The 25379-nt window shown below is 68.7% G+C and carries 19 protein-coding genes; 9 read left to right on the forward strand and 10 right to left on the reverse strand.

Annotated features, from left to right (window positions below):
* Positions 1–71: 71 nt before the first annotated feature.
* The 4 genes from NVS83_RS06325 to NVS83_RS06340 are packed head-to-tail and all read left to right on the forward strand — an operon-like array spanning position 72 to position 6130.
* Complete coding sequence (locus NVS83_RS06325) at positions 72–1205, forward strand: diaminopropionate ammonia-lyase (protein ID WP_258738579.1); 1134 nt, start codon at positions 72–74, stop codon at positions 1203–1205.
* On the forward strand, positions 1202–3256 hold the full coding sequence (locus NVS83_RS06330) for a hydantoinase/oxoprolinase family protein (protein WP_258738580.1): 2055 nt from the start codon (positions 1202–1204) through the stop codon (positions 3254–3256). Before NVS83_RS06325 ends, NVS83_RS06330 begins: the two co-directional genes overlap by 4 nt.
* Positions 3253–4974, forward strand: a complete 1722-nt coding sequence (locus tag NVS83_RS06335) for a hydantoinase B/oxoprolinase family protein (RefSeq protein WP_258738581.1) — start codon at positions 3253–3255, stop codon at positions 4972–4974. Before NVS83_RS06330 ends, NVS83_RS06335 begins: the two co-directional genes overlap by 4 nt.
* A 4-nt stretch (positions 4975–4978) precedes the next feature.
* Complete coding sequence (locus tag NVS83_RS06340; RefSeq protein ID WP_258738582.1) at positions 4979–6130, forward strand: NAD(P)/FAD-dependent oxidoreductase; 1152 nt, start codon at positions 4979–4981, stop codon at positions 6128–6130.
* 73 nt (positions 6131–6203) lie between these two features.
* Here the strand turns inward: NVS83_RS06340 and NVS83_RS06345 are convergent, their stop codons facing one another.
* The 10 genes from NVS83_RS06345 to NVS83_RS06390 form a co-directional block, all read right to left on the reverse strand.
* On the reverse strand, positions 6204–7835 hold the full coding sequence (locus NVS83_RS06345; RefSeq protein WP_258738583.1) for an L-lactate MFS transporter: 1632 nt from the start codon (positions 7833–7835) through the stop codon (positions 6204–6206).
* Positions 7836–8207: 372 nt separating this feature from the next.
* Positions 8208–10247, reverse strand: coding sequence for a sensor histidine kinase (locus NVS83_RS06350; RefSeq protein WP_258738584.1), 2040 nt, complete (start codon positions 10245–10247; stop codon positions 8208–8210).
* Entirely contained in the window at positions 10226–11611 is a 1386-nt protein-coding gene (locus NVS83_RS06355; RefSeq protein WP_374114530.1) for a sigma-54-dependent transcriptional regulator, read from the reverse strand. Before NVS83_RS06355 ends, NVS83_RS06350 begins: the two co-directional genes overlap by 22 nt.
* Positions 11612–11789: 178 nt before the next feature.
* Entirely contained in the window at positions 11790–12953 is a 1164-nt protein-coding gene (locus NVS83_RS06360; protein ID WP_258738585.1) for a mandelate racemase/muconate lactonizing enzyme family protein, read from the reverse strand.
* A gap of 16 nt (positions 12954–12969) precedes the next feature.
* The gene (locus NVS83_RS06365; RefSeq protein ID WP_258738586.1) at positions 12970–14268 is read right to left on the reverse strand and encodes a TRAP transporter large permease; all 1299 of its coding nucleotides are present in this window, start codon (positions 14266–14268) and stop codon (positions 12970–12972) included.
* The gene (locus NVS83_RS06370) at positions 14268–14759 is read right to left on the reverse strand and encodes a TRAP transporter small permease (RefSeq protein WP_258738587.1); all 492 of its coding nucleotides are present in this window, start codon (positions 14757–14759) and stop codon (positions 14268–14270) included. The genes NVS83_RS06365 and NVS83_RS06370 overlap by 1 nt, the downstream gene beginning before the upstream one ends.
* Before the next feature lie 5 nt (positions 14760–14764).
* Positions 14765–15763, reverse strand: a complete 999-nt coding sequence (locus NVS83_RS06375) for a TRAP transporter substrate-binding protein (protein WP_258738588.1) — start codon at positions 15761–15763, stop codon at positions 14765–14767.
* Between the two features lie 68 nt (positions 15764–15831).
* Positions 15832–16551, reverse strand: coding sequence for a FadR/GntR family transcriptional regulator (locus NVS83_RS06380; RefSeq protein WP_258738589.1), 720 nt, complete (start codon positions 16549–16551; stop codon positions 15832–15834).
* A gap of 544 nt (positions 16552–17095) precedes the next feature.
* Positions 17096–18037: a 3-hydroxyacyl-CoA dehydrogenase gene (locus NVS83_RS06385; protein ID WP_258738590.1), complete on the reverse strand. Its 942-nt coding sequence runs from the start codon at positions 18035–18037 to the stop codon at positions 17096–17098.
* A 13-nt stretch (positions 18038–18050) separates the two neighbouring features.
* Positions 18051–19346, reverse strand: a complete 1296-nt coding sequence (locus NVS83_RS06390; RefSeq protein ID WP_258738591.1) for a four-carbon acid sugar kinase family protein — start codon at positions 19344–19346, stop codon at positions 18051–18053.
* Between the two features lie 497 nt (positions 19347–19843).
* Here NVS83_RS06390 and NVS83_RS06395 point away from each other — a divergent pair, with 497 nt between their 5' ends.
* The 5 genes from NVS83_RS06395 to NVS83_RS06415 all read left to right on the forward strand — a co-directional run bounded on the left by NVS83_RS06395 (position 19844) and on the right by NVS83_RS06415 (position 25331).
* The gene (locus NVS83_RS06395) at positions 19844–20908 is read left to right on the forward strand and encodes an amidohydrolase family protein (RefSeq protein ID WP_258731651.1); all 1065 of its coding nucleotides are present in this window, start codon (positions 19844–19846) and stop codon (positions 20906–20908) included.
* Positions 20905–22017: an amidohydrolase family protein gene (locus NVS83_RS06400; RefSeq protein WP_258738592.1), complete on the forward strand. Its 1113-nt coding sequence runs from the start codon at positions 20905–20907 to the stop codon at positions 22015–22017. The genes NVS83_RS06395 and NVS83_RS06400 overlap by 4 nt, the downstream gene beginning before the upstream one ends.
* A gap of 168 nt (positions 22018–22185) precedes the next feature.
* Positions 22186–23526: an ABC transporter substrate-binding protein gene (locus NVS83_RS06405; protein ID WP_258738593.1), complete on the forward strand. Its 1341-nt coding sequence runs from the start codon at positions 22186–22188 to the stop codon at positions 23524–23526.
* Between the two features lie 4 nt (positions 23527–23530).
* Positions 23531–24502, forward strand: a complete 972-nt coding sequence (locus NVS83_RS06410; protein WP_258731654.1) for a carbohydrate ABC transporter permease — start codon at positions 23531–23533, stop codon at positions 24500–24502.
* A 1-nt stretch (position 24503) separates the two neighbouring features.
* A complete protein-coding gene (locus NVS83_RS06415) occupies positions 24504–25331 on the forward strand; it encodes a carbohydrate ABC transporter permease (RefSeq protein ID WP_258738594.1) in 828 nt (275 codons plus the stop codon).
* Positions 25332–25379 lie beyond the last annotated feature (48 nt).

The raw sequence follows: 25379 nt of genomic DNA on the forward strand, positions 1-25379 counted from the left end.
ATTTCTTGTAAGAAATTTATTCCCATCAGGAAATCACGGTGCTAAGCAATGGAGCCCATCAAGGATGCTCCATGCTACCCGCGCCCACCGAATTGTCGTTCTTCCCCAATCCCCGGCGCGCGAGCGGCTATCCCGAGCACCTCGAACGGTTCGTGAGCTGGGCGCTGGCCGAGCAAGCCCGCGCCGAGATCAGCGCATGGCCGGGCTATGCGCCCACCCCTCTGGTGGTGCTGGACGGCATAGCCCGTCACCTCGGCCTGCGCTCGATCCTCTGCAAATATGAAGGCGGCCGTTTCGGCATCGGCAGCTTCAAGGCGCTCGGCGGCGCCTATGCGGTCCGGCTGGCGGCCCGCGAAGCCGCGTCGATGCCCGTCTTCACGACCGCGTCGGACGGCAATCACGGCCTCTCCGTCGCCTGGGGCGCACGCGAGGTCGGAGCCCGCTGCGTCGTCTTCCTGCACCGGCATGTGAGCGAGGGCCGCGAACGGCTGATCCGCGACATGGACGCGGAGGTGGTGCGGGTCGACGGCACCTATGACGACTCGGTGCACATGGCGCTCGCCGAGGCGAGTGCGAAGGGCTGGCGGCTGGTGCCCGACACGGCGTCTTCCTACGACCCGCAGCCGGTCCGGGTCATGGCCGGCTACGGCACCATGGTGCGCGAGATGTACGACGCCTTCGCGCCGGGCGAGGAACCGACCCACTACTTCGTCCAGGGCGGCTGCGGCGGCCTCGCCGCGGCAGTGTGCGGCCTGCTGCGCCAGCGCCCACCCGGCGGCGCGCCCTTCCGCTTCGTCGTGGTCGAGCCGGACAAGGCCGACTGCCTCTACGCTTCGGCCCGCGCCGGCCGCCCGGTCGCGATCGGCGGTGATCTCGACACGGTGATGAGCGGCCTGTCGGTCGGCGAGGTGTCCGCCCTCGCCTGGCCGGTGCTCGATCGCGGCACCGATGCCTTCATGACCGTCGGCGACGCGGACGCGGTGACGATGATGCGCCTGCTCGCGACCGGCGCCTATGGCGACGCGCCGATCGAGGTCGGCGACAGCGGCGTCGCCGGGCTTGCCGGCCTCGCGGCCGCCTGCGCCGACGAGGGAGTGCGGCAGGCGATCGGGCTCGAGCCGTCGAGCCGCGTCGCCGTCATTGCCACAGAGGGCCCGGTCGACCGGGCGAGCTACGACCGCCTGGTCGGGAGAGTGGCGGCATGAGCACGGCCTTGTCCTGGTCCGTCGGCGTGGATGTCGGCGGCACCTTCACCGACCTCGTCGCCCGCGAGGAAAACAGCGGACGTTTCGTGCGCCACAAGCGCCCCTCGACGCCGCACGATCCGGCGGAGGCCATCCTTTCCGGCCTCTCCGAGCTGTGTGCGCTCGCCGACATCGATCCGCGCACCATCGCATCGCTGTCCCACGGCACCACGGTCGCCACCAACGCGCTGATCGAGAAGCGGGGCGGCACGGTCGCCCTGATCGTCACCGAGGGCTTCCGCGACCTGCTCGAGATCGGCCGCCAGACGCGCCCGAAGATCTACGACTTCCAGACCGACCACCCCGAGCCGCTGGTGCCGCGCCATCTGCGCTTCGAGGCGCGCGAGCGGATCACGGTCGGCGGGCGGATCATCACGCCGCTCGATGACGGCGAAATCGCCCGGCTGGTCGCGGCCGTGCAGGCCGCGGGAGCGGATTCCTGCGCCATCTGCCTGCTGTTCTCCTTCGCCGAGCCGGACCACGAGCGCCGCATCGCCGACGCGTTGCGCGCCGCGATGCCGGATCTGCACCTCTCGCTGTCGAGCGAGGTGCAGCCCGAATTCCGCGAGTATGAGCGGCTCTCCACCACGGTGCTCAACGCCTATCTCCAGCCCGTGATGACCTCCTACCTCGCCCGTCTCGAACGCGAGGCGGAGCGCCTCTCGCCCGGCGTCCGGCTCGGCATCAACCAGTCGAGCGGCGGCCTCATCTCCGGCGGGCGGGCGCGCATGTTCCCCATCCGCACCGCGCTGTCGGGTCCGGCGGCCGGGGTGGCGGGGACGATCGACATCGCCTCGCACCTCGCCCGGCGCGACCTCATCACGCTCGACATCGGCGGCACCAGTTCCGACATCGCGCTGATCCGCGGTGCCCGTGCGGCGATGATCCACGAGCGGTGGATCGAGGGTTATCCCGCCCGCCTCGCCAGCGTCGACATCAACGCCGTCGGCGCGGGCGGCGGGTCCATCGCCTGGATCGATGCCGACGGCCTGCTCAAGGTCGGGCCGCGCAGCGCAGGGGCCTATCCCGGCCCGGCCTGCTACGGCCGCGGCGGCGACCAGCCCACGGTGAGCGACGCCAACATGGTGCTCGGCCGCCTGTCCGACCGGGGTCTTCTGGGCGGAGCGATGCCGCTCGACCGCGCAGCGGCGGAACGTGTCGTCGGTCGGCTGGCCGACGAGCTCGGCCTGCCGATCGAGCGCACCGCGCTCGGCATCATCGACGTGGCGGTCGCCAACATGGCCCGCGGCATACGATCGGTATCGATCGAGCGCGGCCACAATCCGGCGGAGTTCAGCCTGTTCGCCTTTGGCGGCGCCGGACCGCTGCATGCGAGCGCAGTCGCCCGCCAGCTCGGCATATCGCACATCGTCGTTCCGCCGGAGCCGGGCCTGCTCTGCGCCCAGGGGCTGATCGTCGCTGACCGGCGGGAGGACTTCGTGCGCACCGCGCCGGTCGCGCTGGCCAGGGGCGACCTCGCCCGCCTCGGCCAGGCGGCGGCCGAGCTGCGCGAACTCGCCCGCGACTGGTTCGCCGCGGAGCAGGTGGCGCCGGAGGACCAGGCGACCGAGATGCGCCTCGACATGCGCTATGTCGGGCAGAATTTCGAGCTCGGCGTCGCCGTCGCGGACGACCCGGCCACGGTCGGCCGCGACGAGCTGGCCGAGCGCTTCCACGAGGCCCATGCCCTCGCCTACGGCTTCATGAACCCGCAGGCGCCGGTGGAGGTGGTCAGCGTGCGGCTGGCGGCGGTCGGGCGGCGTCCGCGCAGCCGGATCGCGCGCGCCCGCGAGCAGGGGCGCGACCGCGAGCCGGCGCGTCTCCGCCCGGTCTGGTACGCGGCCGACGCGCCCGCCGAGGCGCTCCTCCACGACCGCGCCCATCTCGTGCCCGGCGACGTCGTCGCCGGCCCGGCGATCATCGAGCAGCTCGATACGACGACGGTGCTGTTTCCTGGCGACCAGGCGCTGGTCGACGACGGCTTCAACCTCCTGATCACGGTGCAGGCATGACAGCGCCCGGCCCCATGCTCGATCCGATCACGCTCGAGCTCGTCCTCAACGCGCTGAGGTCGGTCACCGACGAGACCTATATCGCGCTGATGCGCAGCGCCTATTCGACCAACATCAAGGAGCGCAACGACCATTCCACCGCGCTCATCGATCCCCGCGGGCGGATGATCGCGCTGTGCGAGCGCTCGCAGCCCATACATCTCAGCTCCATGCTCGGGCTGACCAACGCGCTGCTCGCCAAGTACCGGATCGAGGACATCGCGCCCGGCGACATCTTCGCGGCCAACGACCCCTATGCCGCCGGCGGCTCGCACCTGCCGGACGTGAACCTCTCCATGCCGGTCTTCGCCGACGGGAGGCTCATCTGCTTCGCCTGCAACATCGCCCATCACGCCGACATCGGCGGCATGTCGCCGGGCAGCATGTCGGGCGGGACCGAGATCTATCAGGAGGGTCTGCGGATCCCTCCCGTCCGCCTGTTCTCGCGGGGCGAGCTCAATACCGACATGCTCGACCTGTTCCTGCTCAATGCGCGCGTGCCCGACGAGCGGCGCGGCGACTATGTCGCCCAGATCGCCGCCTGCCGGCTCGGCGAGCGGCGCATGCTCGACCTCGTCGCGACCTATGGCGCGCCGCAGCTCACCCTCGCCTTCGACGCGCTGATCGAGCGGACCTACGAGCGCAGCAAGCGCGCCATCGCCCGCATCCCGGCGGGCCGCTACACGTTCGAGGACGTGATGGACGACGACGGCTGGGGGGCGCTCGACATCCCCATCCGCCTCGCCATCACCGTGGGCGATCCCGCGACCGAGGGGCGCATACGCTGCGACTTCACCGGCAGCGCGCCGGCCGTGCGCGGCAACATCAACGTTCCGTTCCGCGCCACCCAGTCCTCGGTGGTCTACGCGCTGCGGGCGATGCTCGATCCCGACGTGCCGAGCAACCAGGGCATGCTCGACGCGATCGAGATCGTCGCGCCGGAAGGTTCGCTGCTCAACGCGGCCTTTCCGGCGGCGGTCGCCGGCCGGGCCAATACCTGCCAGCGCATCATCGACGTCGTCATCGGCGCTCTCGCCCCGGCACTCCCCACCGAGGCGGTCGGCGCCGCGAACGGCGCCAACACCGCCGTCATCTTCTCGGGCACCGACCCGCGTACGGGCGGCGGCTATGTCTATCTCGAGACCGTGGGCGGCGGCTTCGGAGGGCGTGCCGTCAAGGACGGCACGGACGGGGTGCAGGTGCACCTGATCAACACCTCGAACCTGCCGGTCGAGGCGATCGAGAGCGAGTACCCGCTGCTCGTGGAGAGCTACGGCTTCGTCGCCGATTCCGGTGGCGCCGGGAGGCGGCGCGGAGGGCTCGGTCTGCGCCGCGTCATCCGCCCGGTCGACCACGTCACGACCTTCACCGGACAGGGCGAGCGCTTCATCAACCCACCCTGGGGCGTGTTCGGCGGCGAACCCGGCGGCACCGGCGGCTTTCGCATGCGCGAGGCGGACGGTACGGAACGCGCGCTGCCCACCAAGCCGGGCGCCACCGAGGTCCGCCCCGACCAGGCTCTGGTCGTCGAGACCGCCGGCGCGGGCGGCTACGGGCCGCCGGCCGAACGCGCCGGGAGCGACCTCGCGCGCGACCTCCTCTCCGGCAAGTTCACCCAAGACTTCCTTCGGTCCCACTACCCGCAGGCCGACCGACCGCCTGACAAAGACAAGGTCTGAGACCATGCAAGCGACTCATTCGAACGCCGACGCTGCGGTGCCGGCGAAGAGCGGCGTGCGCCGCGTGATCGTCGTCGGCGCCGGCATCGCCGGGCTTTCGATCGCCTGGTCGCTGGCGCGGCGCGGCATCGAGGTCGACCTGTTCGAGCAGGGCTCGATCCCCAATCCGAAGAGCTCGTCCTTCGACGAGCACCGCATCAACCGCCACGCCTATGGCCGCCTGCAGGGCTATGCGCGGCTAATGCCGGAATCCTTCCGCCTGTGGGATGCGATGTGGAGCGATCTCGGCGTGCGCCACTATGAGAGCACGGGCGGCATCTACGTCCTGCGCACGGATGACGACTGGTACGAGACCACGGCCGCCTCGCTCGACGAGGTCGGCGTCGACTATCACGACATCCCGCTCGACCAGCTCGAGCGTCTCGTCCCGATGATCGAGCCCGAGGGCGTGCTGCGCGCGGTCTATGTAGGCGGGTCGGGGCTGCTCTACCCGAACCGGATCCTCACTGACCTCGTCGTCCACCTCGCGGCGCGCGGCGTCCGGTTCCACGCCATGTCCCCGGTCACCGAGGTCGACCCGGAGCGGGGAGAGGTGACGGCGGGCGGCAAGGTCCACACGGCCGACATGGTGGTGGTCGCCGCGGGAGCCTGGATCGACCGGCTGGTGCCAAGCTTCAGGGGACGGGCCGTTCCCTCCCGCCAGGCGGTGCTTTTCCTCGCGCCTCCGCCGGACCTTGCGGGGCTGTGGGCCTCGGCGCCGGTCATCGTGGTCAAGGACGACGAGGCGGGCCTCTACACGCTGCCGCCGCGCAACGGCACGCGGCTGAAGATCGGCGACCATCGCTTCTCGCGCATCGGCGACGCCGACGAGGACCGGCTCGCCACCGAGGCCGACGTCGAAAGCCTGTGGCATGGCCTCCGGAAATGCTACCGCGACATCGATCGCTACGGCGTGCTGGAGCAGAAGGCCTGCTACTACACCGTCACCGACGACGAGAACTTCCTGGTGCGCGCGATCGGGACGCAGGGCTGGGCGGTGAGCGCCTGCTCGGGGCACGGCTTCAAGCTGGCGCCGCTGGTCGCCGATTCCGTGGCCAGGGCGATCGCCGGCGAGGCGAGCACCGCCGAGACCGAGCGCAAGCTGGAAGGCCGCTAGCCGCCGGCGATCCCTGCAATTCTATGCGACGGCCCGGGCGTCGTTGCCGGGCCGTCGCTTCCGGTCGTACCGCCTAGAACAGCGCGGCGCCCTTGGCGATCGCGATCCAGACGCCGATCAGGAACGGCACACCGACGCCCAGCCAGGCGAGCGCGCCGCCGATGCCGAACGAGCCACGCGCGGCGCCCGCCGCGTCGGCCTTGGAGAGCGTCTCGCGCTGCAGGGCCCGCTCGCTCGCCAGCTCCTCGTCCGACATCAGGTGATGGTCCGCGATGGGACGGACGAGGAAGTTGCAGATCAGGCCGACGAACAGCAGCCCGGCCATGATGTAAAGCGTGCGGTTGTAGACCAGCGCCTGCGCGACGCCATGGTCGAGCTGGTACTGGCGCATATAGGCGATCAGCGACGGCCCGATCACGCCGGCCGCCGACCAGGCGGTGATCAGGCGGCCATGGATCGCCCCCACCATCTGGGTGCCGAAAATGTCGGCGAGATAGGCCGGCACGGTGGCGAAGCCGCCGCCATACATCGACAGGATCACGCAGATCGACAGCACGAACAGGCCGGGGATCACCAATTGGCCCCATGTCGGCAGCAGGACGTAGAGCACGATGCCGAGCACGAAGAAGCAGTAATAGGTGTTCTTGCGGCCGATCCTGTCCGACAGCGAGGCCCAGAAGATGCGACCCAGGCTGTTGAACAGACTGATGAGGCCGACGAGGCCGGCCGCGGCGGCGACGATGGCCGCCTTCTGCGCCGCCGGGTCCATGCCGGCGCCGTCACCGGAGAGCAGATGCGTGCCGAACATGTCCTGCAGCATCGGGCTCGCCATCGAGATGACGCTGATGCCGGCCGTCACGTTCAGGAACAGCACCATCCAGATCAGCCAGAACTGCGGGGTCTTCAGCACGCGATTGAGATGGACGTGGCCGGTGGTGATCATCGCCTTGCCGTCGTCGAGGGGCGGCGTCCAGCCGGTGGGCTTCCAGCCCGTGGGCGCGACCCGGAACCCGAAGGCGCCGACCGACATGACGACGAAGTAGACGACGCCGAGGATGATGAGCGCCATGGCGGCATTCTGCATGCCGTCGGTCGCGAAGCGGGCCATCAGCCACACCGCGAGCGGGGCGCCGATCATCGCGCCGCCGCCATAACCCATGATCGCGAGGCCGGTCGCCAGCCCTCGCCGGTCGGGGAACCACTTGATCAGGGTGGAGACCGGCGTGATGTAGCCCAGCCCCTGGCCGACGCCGCAGATGACGGCGATGACGTAAAGCAGCCAGAGCTGGTGGACCATGACGGCGACACCCGCCAGCACCAGCCCGCCGCCCCAGCACAGGGCGGCGATGAAGCCGGCCTTGCGCGGCCCGGCATGCTCCAGCCAGCCGCCCCAGATGGCGGCGGAAATGCCGAGCACGGCGATGAAGATTTCGAAGATCGGCGTGACGCTCGGCACGGTCCAGTTGCAGCTCGTGGTGAAGAGCGCCGCGACGAAGCCCTGCTGCGCGCAGGAGGCGTCCGGATTGGCCACCAGCTTGGTCATCGGCAGCCAGAACACCGAGAAGCCGTAGGCCATGCCGATGCACAGATGGATGCACAGCGCCGCGGGCGGCACGAACCAGCGATTGAAATTCGGACCGGCAATAGTGCGGTCGCGGTCGAGCAATCTGGCGCCGGTGGGCGCTTCGGCATAGGTCGAAACCATCACATCGCCTCCCGACCGCTGAAGAAGAGCCCGTCGTGGACGGCGCGAGGCGTCCTGCACGCAAGGGTCGTTTGCTGTCTCATGTCCGATATTCCTCCCGGTTGATCTTTCGTTGAACGCGGCAGCAAAGATGTCGCGAGGAAGAACCGGCCCCTTCCCGAAGCGCCGGGGCGCCGTCCTTCGCGCGCGACGGTCCGGGCGGTAATCAAGTGGCGTGCCACTCGAACAAACCGTTCAAAATCAGCCAGTTAAGTGAGGCGAGCCGAGGCGGGCCGGACAAAATGTCCAGGTCAAGTCGCGCCTTCCCGGACAAAATGTCTGTGCGGAAGGGGATCGGCCTTGGGCGGGCCTGAGGACGCCCGCGCGAGAGGGTCAGGAGGCCTCGGGCAGCCAGACCAGGAAGGTGGTGCCGCGGCCGGGCACGCTGCTCGCGGTCAGCGTGCCGTCCTGGCGCGAGATCAGCGTCTGCGAGATGGACAGGCCGAGCCCGGTGCCGGAGTCGCGCTTGGTGGTGAAGAAGGGATCGAAGATCTTGCGCAGCACGTCCTCCGACATGCCGATCCCGGTATCGCTCACCTCGATGACGACGCCCGAGCGGCCGCGCACATCCTCGTCGCGGCTCGCGAGCGTCAGCGCCCCGCCCTCGGGCATGGCGTGGATGGCGTTGACGATGAGGTTGACCAGCACCTGCTGCAGCTCGGTCTTGTTCATCGACACGAAGCGGGTCGCCCGGTCGTCCCGGCGCACCTCGATATGGGACTTGCCGAGCAGGTGCTCGACCAGCGGCAGGCAGTCGGAAATCACGTCGCCGGGCGTATGGAGCTCCACATAGCCGGCATATTCCTCCGGCTTGGCGAACTGGAGCAGGCGGGTGACGATCTGGGTGATCCGGTGGATCTGCTCGTCGAGCAGGCGGAACTCGGTCTGCGCCTCGGCCGCCCGCTCGCCCATGATGCTGCGGACGACTTCGAGATTTCCCTGCATCACGGCGATCGGGTTGTTGATCTCGTGCGCCACGCCGGCCGTGATCTCGCCGATCGCCGCCAGCTTCTCGGCGACGATGAGCTGGCGCGTGGTCGCCTCGAGCTGGCGGTTGGCACCTTCGAGCTCGCGCGTGCGCTCGGCGACGCGCCGGTTCAGCTCCTCGTTCCAGCTCCGCAGCTCGCGGTCGCGCTGCTGAAGCTGGTCGAGAAGCCCGTCGAGATGGTCGGCGACCCGGCCGATCTCGTCGCCCGTGGCGGTCGGCCCGGTGCGCGCGCCGAGGTCGCCGCTCTCGACCCGGGCGATGGTGCCGGTCATGCGCTCCAGCGGCTCGAAGATGCCGCGCGCCCAGCGCAGGAAAACCGGCACGCTGATGGCCGCGACAGCGAGGAAGGCGACGATGATGGTGATGAGTGTGTTGTATTTCGCCTGGGTGAAGGGCGCGAGCAAGAAGCCGACATAGAGCATGCCCACCCTCTTGCCGAAGGAATCGACGATCGGCTCATAGGCGGACATGTACCAGTCGTTGACGACGAAGGCGCTGTCGAGCCAGGTGCGCCCCTGGTCGAGCACCGCCGAGCGGACCGCGCCCGATACCCGCGTCCCCAGCGCACGCGTGTCCTGGAACAGGCGGACATTGGTGCTGATCCGCACATCCTCCAGAAACAGCGTCGCGGTGCCCTCGCTGCCCTCCGGCAGGCTGGCCTTGCGATAGACGAGGTCGTTGATCGCGTCGATGAAGGCGAGGTTGCGGTTGAGCAGGATGCCGCCGACCAGCGCGCCGTGCCCGCCGGAGGCGAGCGTGACCGGGCAGGCGGCGTGGACGACCATGCCGGGCGTCTCGACGGTGCGGGTGGTCGGCGCGGCGGCGGGGGTGGGAATGAGCTCGAGCTCGGCCTTGCGGGCAAGCGCGGGCGAGATGGCGCTCAACTGGCGCCCGGAGAAGACGTCGATCGCCGTCGCCGGCGCGCCGGACAAGGCCGCGCGCACCACCGGCCAGTGCGTCGCCGCGGGAACGCCCGAGAGCGGGGGCGCCGCGGCGACGACATGCCCATCGGCGTCGACGATCATCAGGAAGTCCAGCTTGAGCGCGACGCGGTTCTTCTCCAGCAGCGCCGAGAGGTCGGCACCCTCGCCCGCGTCGATGGCGTCGCGGAAGCGCGCCGAGGCGCGCAGCGCCTGAAGATGCTCGCCCGTATTGTCGACCAGCCGCGAGAAGTACTGGTGCGCGATCGTCAGGTCGCTGTTGACCTTGGTGGCCAGCAGCGAATTGAACTTGTCGTTCCAGCGGATGATGGTGATGCCGAGGAACAGCGGCAGGATCACCAGCGTCGGGAACAGCGCGATCGCCAGCAGCCGGAAGCGGATCGAGCGCCCTTGCCGCGGCGCGCCGGCTCCCCTCGCCGCCCTCAGATATTCCAGGACGCGCATTTGCGGTCGATGGTCTTGCGCGAAATGCCGAGGCGCCGGGCCGCTTCCTCGCGGTTGTCGTGCACCTCGCGCAGCACGGACAGGATATGCCGGCGCTCCACCTCGGCGAGGCTGTCGCTCGCCTCGCTGGCATCGACATGCGCGTCTTCCCTGAACTCGTCCGGGAACTGGCCGAGGATCAGGGTCCGTTCGATCAGGTTGCGCAGCTCGCGGATATTGCCCGGCCAGTCGTAGCGCAGCAGGCTGGCGCGCACCGCGTCGTCGATCGGCACCGGGGACATGCCGAGCTGCTGTGAGAGCTTGCGCATGTACAGCGCGGCGAGGTCGAGCACGTCGTTGCCACGGTCCTTCAGCGGGGGCAGGTGGATCTGCATCACGTTGATGCGGAAGAACAGGTCGGAGCGGAACAGGCCCTTCCTCACGCTCTCGCGCAGATCGGCGTTGGTGGCGAAGACGAAGCGCAGGTCGACCGGGATCTCCCGCTCCGAGCCGACCGGGCGCACGCGAAGATCCTCCAGCACGCGCAGCAGCTTGCTCTGCAGGGACAGCGGCAGCTCGCCGATCTCGTCGAGGAACAGGGTCCCGCCCTGCGCGTGCATGAACAGGCCCTCGCGGGCCCGGTCGGCGCCGGTGAAGGCGCCCTTGAGGTGGCCGAACAGCTCGCTCTCGATGATCTCCGGCGGGATGGCGCTGCAATTGACCGGCACGAACGGCTTGTCGGCGCGGTCCGACAGCAGGTGCAGCGAGCGCGAGGCCACCTCCTTGCCGGTCCCCGACTGGCCGGTGAACAGCACCGGCGTCGGCAGCCGGGCGACGCGCGAGATGGTCTCGCGCACCTGCCGGATCGCGTCCGAGTCGCCGACCAGCTTGTCGCGCAGCAGGATGTGGTTGGAGGAGGAGCGGAGCTCGTGACGCAGCACGAGGTTCTCGCGCTGCAGCCGCACCCGGTCGAGGCAGCGCGCCACCGCGTTGAGAAGCTGGTTGGAGCGGAAGGGCTTCAGCAGGAAGTCGACCGCCCCGGCGCGCAGGGCCTGGATCGCGGTCTCGAGGTCGGCATAGGCCGTCATCAGGATGGCGTCGGCGAAGAAGCCGAGCGCGAGCTGCTCGGTCAGCCAGTCGACCCCGTTCTTGCCGGGCATGATGTTGTCGAGGATGACGATGTCGAAATGCTGCTCGTCGAGCAGCCGCGACGCCTCATCGGCATTCGCCGCCTCTTCCAGCCGCTTGCAGCGCGGGCCGAGCGTGCGCGACAGGAAGTTGCGCATGCCCGGCTCGTCGTCGACCACGAGGATCGAGGCCTGCGCCAGCCACGGTCCGAATTCCGGATCGGCCACGCGCGCTCTTCTGGCAACCTCCGTGCGCATCTCGATCCTCCCGGTACGCTCGCTCGAAGCGTACCGCGCTCATGGACAACCCGGGAGCCTGACCCATGATTAACCCACGGCCAGGCCTTCCGCCACCACCCCTTACCGTGGAGGAAGCGGGACCCGCAGGATCATGGCGCGGGCCGCGGGCGCCGCGGCCCGGATGCGGATCGCCGCTCTACTGGTCGACCACGCCGCCGTCGAGGTGCCGGCGCATCGACACCTTGCGGCTGATCGGCGGGCGCAGGACCTCGGCGTCATCGCGCAGACGCACGCCCAGCCCCGGCGCCTCGGAGCGCAGCAGGAAGCCCTTCTCCACCGTAAGGTCGCCGTCGACCACGTTGCGGCCCAGCAGCTGCGGCGTGCTCTCCAGCACGTAGCCGTCATAGCCGGTGGGGTATTCCTGGATCGCGACGCAGGAGCGCGAGAAGCCAAGCGCAGCGCAGGCGGCGACGCCGATCGGCGAGATCGGGTTGTGCGGGGCGACCTGCACGTCGTTCGCCTCGGCGATGGCGGCGATCTTGAGCGCCGCGGTCAGGCCGCCGCAGATGCCGACCGAGACGCGGGCGAAGGAGAGCGCGCGGCGCTCGATCGCCATCTTGAACTGGTAGATGCTGTGATAGCGCTCGCCGGTGGCGATCGGCACCGGCGACTTGCTGGCGACTTCCGCCATGGCGTCGATGTTTTCCGGGCGGATCGGGTCTTCGAGCCAGCCGGGATGATACTCCGCCGCCGCCTGCGCGAAGCTGATCGCCTCCGCGGGGGTGAGGCGGCGATGCAGCTCCAGCAGCAGGTCGACATCCGGCCCGACCGCCTCGCGCACCCGCGCCACAGTGTTGATGCCCATGCGCACAAGGCCGGCATGGCCGAGGAAGTAGGGCTGGTCCTCGGGCTCGTCGAGGAACGGGTTGAAATGGCCGATCGCGGTGTAGCCCTCGCGCGCCTTGTCGGTGGCGAAGCTCACCACTTCGTCGACGGTCTTGGAATAGACGTGGGCATAGAGGCGCAGCTTGTCGCGCACCGAGCCGCCGAACAGTTCGTAGAGCGGCACGCCGTAGGACTGGGCCTTGATGTCCCAGAGCGCGATGTCCACCGCCGAGATGGCGCCGCCGACCGCCGTGCCGTTGAAATGCGCAAAGCGGTGCATGATCTGCCAGTGGCGCTCGATGCGCCGCGGGTCCTCGCCGACCAGATAGTCGCAATACTTGGCGAGCGCCGCCTCGGAGGCTTCCAGATGTCCCCAGGCCCCGCTCTCGCCGAAGCCGACGATGTCGTTGTCGGTCATTATCTCGACAAAGAGAAACTGGCCGACCCGGCGGGGGCGCGCGCGCTTAATCTTCATTGTGGGAACTCCAGCTTCAGTGCAGACCGAACGCGTACGGCAGCGCCGTCACGAGCCCGGGAACGAGGATCAGCAGGCACAGCACGGCGACGGCGATGACGACATAGGGGACGCTGACCCGGAACAGCGTGCCGAGCGGGACGTCGGCCACCTTCTTCAGCGCGTAGAGCACCATGCCCACCGGCGGCGTCAGCAGGCCGACGGTGAGGGCGAGCGCCATCACCACCCCGAAATGGACCATGTCGAGCCCGATCTGCGAGGCGATCGGCATGAGGATCGGGGTGAGGATGATGATGGCCGGCGTCTGCGCCATGAAGCAGCCGACCAGCAGCCAGACGATCAGCAGCAGGAACATGACGATCGTCGGGTTGGAGGAGATGCCGACGACGAGGCCGACCAGCGCCTGCGGCAGCCCGAGCCGCAGCATGATGACGCCGAAGGCCGAGGTCATGGCGATGATGAACATCAGCGTCGCGGTATCGAGCGCCGTGCCCTTGAGCTGCTCGAGGAGATCGCGCCAGGTGAGCTCGCGATAGACCAGCGTGGTGAGCAGGAGGGCATAGAGCACCGCCACCGCGGCGGCCTCGGTCGGCGTGAACACGCCACCATAGATGCCGGTGAGGATGATCCCCGGCGTGAGCATCGGCAGCAGGGCGTGGACCGCCTTGCGGCCCACCTCGGAGGCGGACGGCCAGCTCCCCTCGGGCATCTTCTGCACATGGGCCTGGTAGGCGACCCACGACATGAAGGCGAGCGCCAGCAGGATGCCCGGCACGATGGCGGCGAGGAACAGCGTCGCCACCGACTGCTCGGCCTGCACCGCATAGGCGATCAGCACGATCGAGGGCGGGATGACGGGCCCGAGCAGCGAGGAGGCGGCGGTGACGCCGGCGCTGAAGGCGTCGGGGTAGTTCTTCGCCCGCATCGCCTTCATCTCGACCGCGCCGAGGCCGACCACGTCGGCGGTCGCCGATCCCGACATGCCGGCGAAGACGAAGCTCGCCAGCACGTTGGCATGACCGAGCCCGCCGCGCAGCGGCTGCACCAGCGCGGCGACGAAGTCGAACAGGCGGACGGTGACGCCGCCGGTGTTCATGAGCCGCCCCGCGAGGATGAAGAACGGGATCGCCAGCAGCAGGAAGTTGTCGATCCGGTCGATGGAGAAGCGGCTGATCATCATCGGCACGCGCGCGCCCAGCGGATCGCCGAACAGGGCCAGCCCGCCGACGATCGAGGCGAGGCCGGCGGCGACGGCGATCATCAGGCCGGACATGATCAGGCCGATGAGCGCCAGCGTCAGGATAACGGGCAGCATCAGACGTCCATTTCCTGCTCGTGCGAGACGTAGGTCTCCGGAGCGCCGAGAGTGAGGAGGATGATGACGGCGAAGGAAGCGAGCGAGGCCGCCTGAAGGGCGTAGACCACTGCGATCGAGACGCTCGGTATGGCGATGAGCGTCATGTGGCGGGTCGCCTCGGCCTGCAGCCCCGCGCCGAGGGCGAGATAGGCGATCACCACGGCGCAGATGAGCTTCATCAGGATCACGTAGGGAACGAAGATCACCTTCGGCAGCAGCCCGACGAAGAAGTCGACGACGATGTGCTCGCCCCGCAGATAGGCCGGCGGCAGGCCCGCATAGACCGCGCAGACCAGCGCCAGCCGCGAGACCTCCTCGGTCCAGGCCAGCGGGAAGGCGAGCACGTAGCGGAAGGCAACCTGACAGAGCACCGTCACGATGGTGACGACGATGAGGCCCACCGACACGGCCAACCAGGCCGTGCCGATACCGTTTGCGAGGCGGCGCATGATGATCAGTTCGCGCTCGAGATCTGATCGACCTGATCGATCAGGCCCGGCTTGCAGTTCTTGTCCGCATACGCCTTCAGCACCGGGCGCGCCTTGGCGCGGAAGGCGGCGACGTCGGGCTCGACGATCTCGGTCTTCCCGCTCTTCTTGATCTCGGCGATGATGCGCGCATCGTCCTTCGCCACCGCGTCGTAGAGCCAGTCGAGCGCCTGCGAGAGGGTCTCGTCGAACGCCTTCCGGTCGTCGCCGAGGCCGTCATAGAAGGCGCTGTTCACCAGCACCAGATTGTAGGTCCACACGTGGTAGGTGAGGCTGATGAAGGGCTGCACCTCGTGGAAGCGCAGGCTGTAGATGGTCGAGAGCGGGTTCTCCTCGCCGTCGAACACGCCCTGGCGCAGCGCCCCGTAGAGCTCGGAGAGCGGCAGCGGCGCGGGCTGGGCGCCATAGGCGGCGAACACCTGCGCGCGCAGGTCGTTGGTGACACGGAACTTGAGCCCCGTCATGTCCTGCGGCTCGACGATCTTCTTGTTCGCGGTGACCACGCGCCCGCCGCGGCGACCGACGGCGGCGATCTCGATGCCGTACTGCTTCTGCATGGCGGCGGAGGCTTCCTTGCCGATCTCGCCGCGCCAGACCTTGAAGCCCTGGTTCTCGTTCTCGTAGATGTATTCGGCCTCAAGGCACTGATATTGCGGCGCCACGTACTGCATCACCACCGGCGAGGAGAGGTCGACGTCGATCTCGCCCGAGGAGAGCTGCTGGAGCAGCTCGCGGTCGCCGCCCAGCGTGCCGCCGGGAATGATGTTGATGGTTAGCCGGCCATCGGTCTTCTTGGCGAGCAGCTCACCCCATTTTTCCATCGCCTGCGTGCTCACGTCGCGCGCACCGTAGACGGTGGCGACGGTGACGGTGCGGGCCTCGGCAGCGGGGATCGCGGTGGTGAAGGCGAGCGCGGCCGCCGTCGCCGCGAGCGCGTGGGCCGCGAGCGCGTGTCTCCAGAACATTGCTGTTTCCTCCAAAAAACATCTGATGATTTTCTTTTTGTCAGTCCCGGCGCGGTGCGCCGGCCGGCTCAGGCGGTCTCGTCCCTGTCGAGCGCCTGCAGATCGAAATGCTCTTCCATCCGCGCTCGCGCCTCCTGCGGATCGCGCCGCTCCAGCGCGTGCAGGATCGCCCAGTGCTGGGCGCTGCGGTCGGCCGCGGGGCGGGGCATGAAGCCCTGCTGTTCCCAGGCGGCGCGGAAGTAGCGGTGGGCCTCCGCCTGCACAGCCTCGAGATAGGGGTTGCCGCCCGCGCGGCCGATCATCGCCTCGAAGGTGAGGTCGATGGCGTGGGCGAGTTTGGTGCGCAGCGGCTCGCTCTCGGCCCGCTCCAGATAGGCGCCGATCTCGGCGAGGTCCTCGGGACGGGCGGCGGTGGCGGCGAGCTCGACCGCGGCGCAGTCGATCAGGCGGCGCACGGCGGTCGCCTGCTTGAGCAGGCGCAGCCCTTCGCTCGACCCGACGAGCGAGGGGTCGAGCAGCACGATGCGCTGCGATTCCCGCACATAGGTGCCCGAGCCCTGCCGCACCTCGACGATGCCCAGCCCGGCGAGCAGCTTCACGCCCTCGCGCACCGCGCCGCGCCCGACGCCGAGCGCGGCGGCGAGTTCGCGCTCGGTCGGCAGCCGGTCGCCGGCCTTCATGCGCCGCGTGGCGATGAGGTGCTGGATCTGCCGCGCCACCTCCCCCGATACCTGGCGGCGGGAGATGGGCTGGAAGCCTTCGAGCTGATTGATTGGAAGATCGGTCATAAGCTCATCCGATGGTCGGACCAATTATAAGCGCCAGCGGGCGCACCCTGTCAACCGGCCGGAGCGGAGGTCATGTGGAGAGGCGGCGGCCGCGCCGATGGCGAGGCGATGGCCGGGGGACGCTAGCGCTTGGGTAGCGCGTTGCCCGTGAGCGGGCTCTGCCATCGCGCAAGCCGTTGGGAGTTAAGGGCAGCCCGTGCCCGCTCGGGCAGAGGCAGCGGGCCCCTCGGCAGACGAAACTCGATAATGCGGCGGCGATAGCTTTGGTGTTGGATCCGCTGAAATGGGCACAGCGGCGGACGACGAGCGTCGCGCCGGCCGTCGCCGCAGCTTCGCGGCCGTCCCCCGGCATGGAGAGGCGCGAGATAGCCGTCCTCTCAGACCAGTTGGCCGGCCGGTTCCTGCGCGAGGCCGACAGAACGACGGCGCCGCGCTCGCCCCGAAGGTCGTCCGTGCGGACGAGCACTCGCGTGCGGACCGCCATGCCGGCAGCGCGGGCGCGGGCGGCGCGCCGCCGTTCCGCGCCCGAGCCGGCGGCAGCCCTTCAGGTCTCGGACAGGGCCCGCTTGGCCTGCGCCAGCCGGGCGAGATAGCGGTCGCGCCACGCCTTGCGCTCGTCGAGCCCTTCCATCGGCGTCGCGGCGCGGCGCTGGCGCTCGACCTCGGACACGAGCCCGGCATGCCATTTGCGCGGATCGGCCTGCTCGCGGGCGAGGTCGTGATACATCGGCCCCAGCTTCTCGCAATAATCGTAGATGCCACCCTGCGCGTTCAGGTCGATGGTCTCGAACGGGCCCATGAAGAACCAGCGCATGCCCAGCCCTTCGGCCATGGCGAGGTCGACGTCGGCGGCCGAGACGATGCCGTCCTCCACCAGCCGGAACGCTTCGCCGAGGACCGCGCTCTGGATGCGGTTGACGACGAAGCCGGCGATCTCGCGGTTCAGCCGGATCGTCACCTGCCCGGCCTGCGCCATCACCGCCTCGGTGCGGGCAACGACGTCGGGGTCGGTCCAGGGCGCCGGGACGATCTCGACCAGCGGCACGAGGTGCGGCGGGTTGATCGGGTGGGCGACGAGGCAGCGCTGGCGCCCCTCCATACCCTCGGAGAAGGAGGAGGCGGGCAGCCCCGAGGTCGAGCTGGCGAGCACGGTGTCCGGCCCTGCCAGCCGGCCGAGCTCCCGGTAGAGCTCGACCTTCACCGGCAGCCGCTCCGGCCCGCTCTCCTGCACATAGGCCGCGCCGTCCAGCGCCTCGGCCAGCGAGCCGGCGGGCCTGAGGCGCGCCATCACCTCGGCGGGCTCGTGGCCGTTCAGCAGGCCAAGCTCGGCCAGCGGGGGCAGCGCGCCGCGCACGAAATCCAGCGCCGTATCGAGCGAGGCGGGCGTCGGGTCGTACATGGCGACGTCGAGCCCGGCGCGGGCGAAGACGATCGCCCATGACCGCCCCACCAGGCCGCATCCAACCAGCGCAATCTTGGTCGTCATTCCGTTTCCTCTCCTAGGCGGGCGACGCGACCGGGCCCGCGCAGGGGCGGGAGGCGCTGCCGGCATTGTTGCGGGACCGGGCGGCGAGCGCGGTCACGAGGCGCACCAGGCAGCCGGCATCGCCATGGGCGCCGGGCTTGGTGACGAGGGTCATGCCGTCGAGCGGGGTGCCGCGGACGGCGCAGAGCGCGATGCCCGGCTCCAGCAGCGTCTGCGGCTCGATCCTGTCGACGCAGAGGCGGTGCAGCAGGGCGATGGTGGTGTCGCCCCCGGTGGCGATGATCCCGCGAACCGGTCGGCTGGCGATGATGTCGGCGGCGGCGGCGGCGAGCAGGCCGGCGACGGCGGCGGCAGCATCGGCGGGATCGCCTCCCTCCACAGGCGCGGCGCTGGCGACGACGATGGCCGGGCGCCCCTGCGCGGCCTCGAGCGCGTCGCGCACCAGCCCTTCATGGTCGCCCGCCCGCAGCGCTGCCTCGCCGAGCCACGCCACGCGGCAGAGGCCGGCCTCTTCGAGCGTGGCGAGCTGGGCGTGCGAGGTGGCGCTCGCGGAGCCCGCCACCACCAGCACCTGCCCCTCATCCACGCGCTGCGCGGCGAGAACCTCGGCCACCGCGGCGGCGAAGTCGGAAGTGCCGGCGAAGATGGTGATGCCCACACGGAGGCCCGCACGCGCGAGGACGTGCAGATGCTCGGCGCGCTCGGCGTCGCACACGATCACGCGCCCCTGCGCATCCTCGAGCGTGCGCACGAGTGCGGCGGAATCGGCGAGTTTGTCGAGCGCGACGGTGGCGATCTGCGCGTCCATCGCCGCGCGTAGCAGGGTGGGGATATGCGCCGATTCCGGCCGGGCGCGGATGAAGGCGCCGGCGTCGACGCCGCCGGAATCGGCGTCCGCGAGCCGCGTCTGCACGCCGTCGCGCGTGATCCGGCCGTTGCTCGGCGTCGCCGGCACCACCATGATCGTGCGGCCCGGCATCGCGTCGAGCATTGCCTGCAGTTCGAGCCCAACCTGGCCGCGCAGTAGGGAATCGATCTTCTTGTAGAACAGCGTGCAGCCCGCCGCGACGAGATGGCGGGTCGCCGACGCCACCACGCGGCGCGCCTCGGAAGCGGGCATATGGCGGCTCTCCGTCATAAGCGCGAGCAGATCGGCCGGGGCGCCCTGGCCGGCACTGTGATCCGGGGCACGCGCGGTCGCGTCAGCGGTCTCGAGGACGCAGCGGAATCCGCGCTGGGCGAACGCCCCCGACACCGCGGCCGCGCCGGTCAGGTCGTCACCGACGACGCCGATCCGTTTCCACATCATCACCACCCCCCTCGCGACGCACCCCGCGCAGACGAAGCCCGGCGGCCGGCAGGAGCGATGCATAGCCGGCAAGGCAGCCGGGCCGCTCGCGCTTTCATGATTTCCTCCCGCCGTTTCCCTTCGAGTATAACCCGAGCACCGAACGGTATACCGGTTTGTATCCTTGCATGTCGCGCGTTCTTGGTGTCAACTCGCCTGCAAGGGATGGTTAGCGCATTTTGTGCGGTTTTGAAAAATCCTGTGAGAAAATGTTTACATTCGGGAGGGCCATGCTAGAAACGACGCTGCGGGATGGTGCCGGCGCCGCCAGCAATGCAGGTGCCGCGGGGACGCCCGGACGCGCTTCTTGGCCCGAGGGCCGAAGCAACTCATCAATGTCGCATCACCGTGGACACGTCAAAACCCGAACCCACAAGATGTCGTGCATGCCGCAACTGGATGTAACCAAATAAGAAAATCCTGAAAAACGTGCCGAATGGCACGAATTGGGGAGCGAGATGACTCTGGATGGCCCGATCGACTGCGATATTCATCCCATCGTACCTTCGTCGGAGGCTTTGCTGCCGTACCTGCCCGGCCACTGGGCCGAGGTCGTGGTCCAGCGCGGCATCACCGATCTCGACAGCGCGAGCTACCCCCAGTCGACGCCGCTCGCCAGCCGCCCGGACTGGCGCTCGGACCATGCGCGGCCGGGCGCCGACCTGACGCTGCTGCAGGCCCACGCGCTTGACCGCTGGGGCCTGAGCGCGGCGATCTGCAACTGCGTCTACGGCGTGTGGCCGGTGTTCAGCGCCGACATGGCGGCCGCCTTCTCGCACGGGCTCAACGCCTGGATCGCCGCCGAATGGCTCGACCGCGACCCGCGGCTGCGCAGCTCCATCATCGTGCCGTTGCAGTCGCCGCAGCTCGCCGCCGAGGAGATCGACCGCTGGGCCGGCGACAAGCGTTTCGTGCAGGTGCTGCTGCCGGTGTTCGCCGACATGCCGCTTGGCAACCGCTACTACTGGCCGATCTTCGAGGCCGCCGCGCGCCACGGGCTGCCGGTCGGCATCCATGCGGGCAGCACCTACCGCAACCCCGTCACGCCCTCGGGCTGGCCGTCCTACTACGTCGAGGACTACGTGGCGCAGTCGCAGGGCTTCCACTCGCAGCTCGCCAGCCTGATCTGCGAAGGCACCTTCGTGAAGTTCCCCGAGCTGAAGGTGGTCTTCATCGAATCGGGCTTCACCTGGATGCCCTCGGCGCTGTGGCGCCTGAACAAGTACTGGCAGGGCCTGCGCATGGAGGTGCCCTGGGTCGACCGCTCGCCCTCCGAGATCGCCCGCGAGCATATCCGGCTCACGCTCCAGCCCGTCGACGCGCCGCCCGATCCCGAGCTTCTCAACCGCTTCATGACGCACATGGAATCGGAGGACATGCTCCTCTTTTCCAGCGACTACCCGCACTGGCAGTTCGACCGGGACGAGGTGGTGCCGCCGGGGCTGAGTCCCTCGCTGCTGCGCAAGATCCAGTACGACAATCCGCGTGCAACCTACTCACGATTGACGGAGCGTGCACAATGAACGTTGTCGGCAAGATTGACGCCACCAAGGGCAAGGGCGTCGGAAACCGTCTGGCGGTTGCCGATTGCGATATCCATCCCACGGTGAACGGCTATCGCGATCTCTACCCCTATCTCGAGAAGCGCTGGCAGACCCATCTCCAGACCTACGGCGCCAAGGTGCGCCACGGCTACCAGCGCGGCGCCGCCTACCCGAAGGGCCAGCCCGACGCCAAGCGCCGCGACGCGTGGCCGGAAGGCGGCGGGCTCGCGGGAAGCGACCTGCGCCTGCTGCAGACCCAGCATCTCGACGCCAACAATGTCGAACTGGGCGTGCTCAACCCGCTCACCTTCTGCGGCTACGGCCTGCTCAACTCCGACCTCAGCGCCGCGCTCGCGACCGCCGCGAACGAGTGGCAGAAGAACGACTTCACCCGGCGCGACCCGCGGCTGAAGGCGTCGATCGTGGTCCCCTACGAGGACGGGCCGGCCGCGGCGCGGGAGATCGAGCGCTGCGCGGCCGAGGACGACTTCGTGCAGGTGCTGCTGCTGAGCCGCACCGCCGAGCCGCTCGGCAAGCGCAACTACTGGCCGATCTTCGAGGCCGCTGCCGCCGCCAACCTGCCGGTCGGCGTGCACGCCTTCGGCTATGGGGGCGCGCCGGTCACCGGCTCGGGCTGGCCCTCCTACTACATCGAGGAGATGTTCGGCCATTCGCCCTCGTGCCAGGCGCTGCTCGCCAGCATGATCTTCGAGGGCGTGTTCGAGCGCTACCCGAACTTCAAGCTGGTGCTGATCGAGGCCGGCTGCGCGTGGCTGCCCGCCTTCACCTGGCGCCTCGACAAGCACTGGGAGCGGCTGCGCAGCGAGGTGCCCCACGTCAAGCGCCCGCCCTCCGAATACATCCGCCAGCAGGTGTGGATCACTACCCAGCCGATCGAGGAGCCCGAGCCGCGCAGGCATCTGGTCGACGTCATCGACTGGATCGGCTGGGACCGGCTGCTGTTCGCCTCCGACTATCCGCACTGGGATTTCGACGATCCGGCGGTCGCCTTCCCGATCGATATCCCGCTCGAGCTGCGCCAGCAGTTCCTGCTGACCAACGCCAAGGCGCTCTACGGGGTGCAGTGACCCCGCCCTACGGGGGTGCAGTGACCCCTGGCGCCGAACCGGGGCACGCCGAACGCGGCCCCGCGTGAAGCCCGGCGCCTCGCGTTGCCGGGCCGTTCCGGGGTGTCGGGAAGGAGCCGAAAGAAGCTCGCCCGGCCCCGCCGATCAAGAACAACCAGGAGGAAACCGATGACGTCCGACGGCAAGGGAATTTCACGACGAACCGCCATGAAGGCCGCCGGCGCGGCGGGCGGCCTGTTCCTGATGGGCAAGGCCCCGGCGCTGGCGCAGGGCACGCAGGAACTCACCTTCCTCACCGGCGAGGACGGCAAGGACACGCAGGCGGTCTGGGCCAAGATGTTCAAGGAGTTCACCGACAAGAACAAGTCGGTGAGCGCCGTGGTGCCCGAATATCTCAACCCCGACGAGGCGCTGTCGCGCCTGTCGATCCTGCTCAACACCGGGCAGGCGCCGGATGTCGGCAAGTTCGACGACGTCGAGCTGACCGCCCTCGCCTATAACGGCATGCTCGAGCCGGTGACCGACATCGTCGAGGCGATCGGCGTGCCGGAAGGCGCGCGGCTGCGCTACAAAGGCGAGGACTATTTCGTCCCCTCCGACATCGGCATCCCGATGATGTTCTATCGGAAGGACTGGTTCGACAAGGCGAGCCTGCAGGCGCCCAAGGGCTGGGACGACTACCTGAAGGCGGCCGAGACTCTGACCGACAAGTCGCAGCGGCGCTATGGCGACCTGCTGGTGACCAATCCGAGCTCGGGCTACACCACCAATGTCGCGCTCAACCAGGCGTGGTCCAATGGCGGCCTGTTCTTCGACTGGATCGACGGCAAGTGGCAGGTCGTGGTCGACCAGCACAAGGACGAGCTGACCCAGACCATCGAGTGGTTCAAGAAGCGCACCGCCTTCTCGCCGGTCTCCGCCAACTACGCCTATGCGCAGGTGAACCAGGCGTTCGCGGCCGGCAACGTCGCCATGATCGAGTACCCGGGCGCGCGCACGCTGAACTACCTGCATTCCGACTTCCCCGACATCGAGAAGGTGACGGGCGTGGCGCCGGTGCCGGCGAACAAGAAGCCGGCGGTGAAGCTCTCCAATGGCGGCCTGTGCATCTTCAAGAAGCAGGGGCGCGATCCCGCCGCCGCCAAGGCGCTGGTGCGCAGCATGGTGGAGAGCCCGCTCTATCTCGAATGGCTCTGGACCGTGCCGGGCCATCTGGTGCCGACCAACAAGGCGCTGTTCCTCGGCAAGTGGCGCGAGCACGAGTTCTTCAAGGCCCATCCGGACCTGCTGGCGACCATCGATGCGGCCTATCCGAGCGGCTACAGCGCCGTCACCGGGCCGGTCGCGACCAAGGGCCCGGACCTCAATCCGGCCGCCAGCAGCGTGTTCCGCGCCGGCGTCTATGCGAGCCTGATCGGCAGCCCGATCCTCGACGGCACGTCGGCCGAGCAGACCCTTGGCGCCATCGCCAAGTCGATGCAGACCGCGATGGACAAGCTGAAGACGTAACGGCATGGCTCTTCACAGCGCACGCGAGTCCTACCCCGGCCAGAACACTCCCGGCCTGAGAGATCAGGCCGGCGGCCGGGGCAAGGCTCTCCGGAGCATCATCGGCACCGCTATCGTCGCGCCGTGGCTCCTTCCGGCCCTGCTGATCATCGGCCTGGTCCAGATCGGGCCGATGCTCTACGCGATCTGGCTCAGCCTCTACGAGAAGGACGCCTTCTCCTTCACCTGGGACTGGGTCGGCCTCGGCAATTACGAGACTTTGCTGCAGAGCGCCGAGTTCTGGTCGGCGGCGGGCTTCGGCGTGTGGTTCGCAGTGCTGTCGGTGGTGGTGCAACTCGCCGTCGGCGTGCCGGTGGCGCTGCTGCTGCACCAGAACCTGCGCGGGCGTGGCCTCGCGCGCGGCATCGTGCTGCTGCCCTACATGGTGCCGACCGCCGCCATGGCGCTCGTCTTCGCGCTGATGATGAGCGACATCTACGGCGTGTTCGACCACATACTGGTCTCGCTCGGCCTCATCGACGAGCCGATACCCTTCCTCGGCTCGCATGCATGGGCGCTGCCGGCGACGCTGGTCGCGTCGACCTGGAAGTGGACGCCCTTCGTTGTCATCGTGATCCTCGCCCGCCTGCAGACGATCGAGGTCTCGCTCTACGAATGCGCCAAGGTCGAAGGCGCTAACGCGTTCCAGCGCTTTCGCGACGTCACCCTGCCCTCGCTGCGCAGCACGCTGCTGCTGATCGTGATGCTGCGCTGCATCTGGATGTTCAACAAGTTCGAGGTGCCCTACCTGCTGACCAAGGGCGGCCCCGGCAGCGAGACCACCAATCTTCCGATCTACGCCTACAAGGTGACCTTCCTGCAGAACCAGCAGGGGCTCGGCGCCGCGCTCTGTGTCGTCATGTTCGCGATGCTGTTCATCTTCGCCAGCATCTACACGAGCATCGTGAAGCCGGAAAAAGAGATCGAGGTGGAGTGAGATGGCTGCGACACGGTTCCTGTCGACGGGATTGAACTATCTCGCCCTCGCCGCGGTGTGCCTGTTCTTCGTTTTCCCGATGTACTGGATGCTGAAGGGCTCGCTGGAGACGGCGCCTGAGCTGCTGAGTGCGCATCTGCTGCCCGGCTCGATCTCGTCGGAAGCCTTCCGCGAGCTCATCGGCCAGGCCTCGTTCCGGCAGTACTTCTTCAACAGCGCCACGGTGGCGATCGCCTCCACCATCGTCTCGACGACCTGCGCGGTGCTGGCGGGCTACGGGCTCGCCCGCTTCAAGTTCCCCGGCAAGGCAGCGATGAGCCGGGGCGTGCTGTTCTGCTACATGTTCCCGTCGCTGGCGCTGTCGATCCCGCTGTTCAACATCTTCTACAGCATCCGGCTCGGCAACACGCTGTTCGGGCTGATGCTGACCCATGTCACCCTGTCGCTGCCGTTCGGCATCTGGCTGATGTGGCAGTACTTCCAGACCATCCCCTCGGCCTTCCGCGAGAACGCGGCGCTGCTGGGGGCCGGGCGGTTCCGCACCTTCCTCGAGGTCGAGCTGCCGCTCGCGCGCTCCGGCCTGATCGCGGTCGCCATCTTCGCCTTCGCGCTGTCCTGGGAGGAATACGAATTCGCCTTCGTGCTGATCACCTCGGAAGCGTCCAAGACGCTGCCGATCGGCATGACGCAGTTCGTCACGCGCGACTACGTGGTGTGGAACATGATCATGGCGGCCGGCATCACCATGGCCGTCCCCGCCTTCCTGCTGATCTCGTTCCTGCAGAAATACCTGGTGGCCGGCTTCACCTCCGGCGGACTGAAGGGCTGACGACAGCTCCCATCCGCGCCCGTGGCCGGCGCGGCAAGACAACAGAGA

The sequence above is a fragment of the Ancylobacter mangrovi genome (genome assembly GCF_024752335.1).
GTDB lineage: Bacteria > Pseudomonadota > Alphaproteobacteria > Rhizobiales > Xanthobacteraceae > Ancylobacter > Ancylobacter mangrovi.